Origin of the sequence: Sphingomonas parapaucimobilis NBRC 15100 (genome assembly GCF_000787715.1) — a bacterium.
GTDB lineage: Bacteria > Pseudomonadota > Alphaproteobacteria > Sphingomonadales > Sphingomonadaceae > Sphingomonas > Sphingomonas parapaucimobilis.
Genome location: NZ_BBPI01000115.1, coordinates 1 through 2,124, shown reverse-complemented (window position 1 = coordinate 2,124; position 2,124 = coordinate 1). Strand labels below are relative to the sequence as shown.

The 2,124-nt window shown below is 64.7% G+C and carries 2 protein-coding genes; both read right to left on the bottom strand.

Going from position 1 to position 2,124, the window contains the following annotated elements:
- Positions 1–71 precede the first annotated feature (71 nt).
- On the bottom strand, positions 72–569 hold the full coding sequence (locus SP5_RS18280; protein WP_018250504.1) for a hypothetical protein: 498 nt from the start codon (positions 567–569) through the stop codon (positions 72–74).
- A 322-nt stretch (positions 570–891) separates the two neighbouring features.
- A complete protein-coding gene (locus SP5_RS18275; RefSeq protein ID WP_174435570.1) occupies positions 892–2,049 on the bottom strand; it encodes an IS110 family RNA-guided transposase in 1,158 nt (385 codons plus the stop codon).
- Between the last annotated feature and the right edge of the window lie 75 nt (positions 2,050–2,124).

Genomic DNA, 2,124 nt, shown 5'->3' with positions numbered 1-2,124 from the left:
CCCCCTCACATGGGAGTTCTCAGGTCAAGAGGCTGTGCGGTAGAGCGTGCAGCCTCTTTCCTTCCGCACAATCATATCTGTTCTACCTTGCCGGTTCGGCTGCCAGCCGCAGCAATGAACCAAAACAGCGCGCCTGCAATAGCGCCTAATAGGGCAATTTGGCCGACGTAGTAGAAGTTCATCAGCCATCCGTAAGCAGTCAAAGATCCGTCGATGACGGTTGATCGTCCATCAATGCTCGCATTATCCGGTCGACTTATTAACGCGAGCACGAGCCAGGGAAGAGCGGCGACCACTGCACCAGTCGCAGCGCAGTTGATGATTGTCGCATTGACGTGTCGGCGTAACATGAAGAACGCCGGGAGCCCGATGATAAAGGCTGGAGGGTAAGCGCCAAACACGGCAAATGCCACAGCGCTCCGCCAGATCCGTTCGAGCGGATCGGTGATGCCCTCATATGCTGGCATAGCAATAGCCATCAACAAGGCGGCTGCGCCCGGGACCACTACAAAGGCGAGGATCACCCGCCAAATTGAAGGATAGGTGCGCTTGGCTCGTGCGGCGTACATGACGCCAGCTTATCGCTTTGTCGTCGCCATTCCAGATCAATCGTCAGGAATGGTCAGAGCGTCAGGCCATGGTCGTCCTCCTCAATTTTTGGATCACTGGCCTGAGCCTGTTGCAACAAGCGTCCCGGTGACCGGTCCGCTCTAACCTCACATCCGGTCGCCGCTCGTGCGCGGCTGCACCACAATCCCGCTTGCGTCGGGTCTGGCTCAGGAGACGGGACCAACCTTTTTTTCGGCATCTGAAGCCAACAGGGACCTCCGGTCCGTCCACCTGGATCCGGCAGGGACGATGCCCTGCGGGAACTCGTATCGGGTTACGTGCTCATGCGGCCTTCAGCAGCGCGCCTGCGGGCACCACGCCGGCCGAGACGAACTGCCACAGCGCGATCAGCAGCTTGCGTGCGACTGCCACGATCATGACCCGCCGCGCGCGACCACCGTTCGCGCCCACCCGCTCCGCGTACCACTTCGTCAGCTCCGAGTCCGGCTGATGACGCAGCCACAGCCAGGCGACCTGGATCATGGTCGTTCGCAACCGCTTGTTGCCCGCCTTGGACACGCCCTGCTCCCGGTCCATGCTGCCGCTTTGCCACGGTGATGGGGCCAGCCCGGCATAGGCGGCGACCTGTCGTCGATTGCTGAAGCTGCGGAAGAACGCTTCTGCGTGCAGCACGCCGGCGAACTCAGGACCGATGCCGCGCAACTGGATGAGCCGGGGACCAGTGTCCGCCTCACCGGCGGCATCCGACCGCGGCTCGAGCAGCGCGTCGCGCTCGGCTTCGACCTGCTTGATCTGGCCGACGACCATCTCCAGCCGGTCCAGCTCGCGCTCGATCTCGCGGCGAACATGCCGGGGCAGCGGTCGTCCATCGCCGGTCACCAGTTCGTCCAGCCGCGCCCGCCGGTCGGCGCGCAGTGGCTCGTAGTCGCCGACCCCTTGCGCGAACAGCAGGCCCTTGATGCGGTTGACGTGCCGCACCCGCTCCACGACCAAAGCCCGCCGCTCGCGCGAGATGCGTCGCCGGTCCTCGTCCTCGACGCTCGGCACCGCCACCATCGCACACACCCGCGGCTCCCCGCGCTTGTAGGCCAGCAGCGTGCGGACCAGCGCCTCGCCGTCGAGCTTGTCCGTCTTGGCGCGCCGGCTGCGTCGTGAAGCGGCAATCGAGGCGGCGTCGACGACGTAGCTCTCGATACCCTCGCGCACCAGGCAGCGGTGTATCCAGAAGCCGTCGAGGCCCGCCTCCTGGATGACGACCAACGGGTACTGCTCGCCTGTCCGCTCCCGCGCCTTCGCCTGTAACTGCGCGAACCGCTCCAGGAGTGCCGGCACGTCGCTGCCCTTCACCTGATGCCGCGAGATCCGCTCGCCGCGACCCGGCGACAGCGACGTCACCAGCCAGGTGGAGCGGCTCAGCTCCAGCGACACGAAGATTGCGTTCAGCTGCGTGCTGACGGCGGCATGGCATGAGACGGACACGGGCACGGGCAACCTCCTTCACGACAAAGCGGGAAGGTCAGTCTGCCTCAACCGGCGCCAGCCCGCGCCCATGGG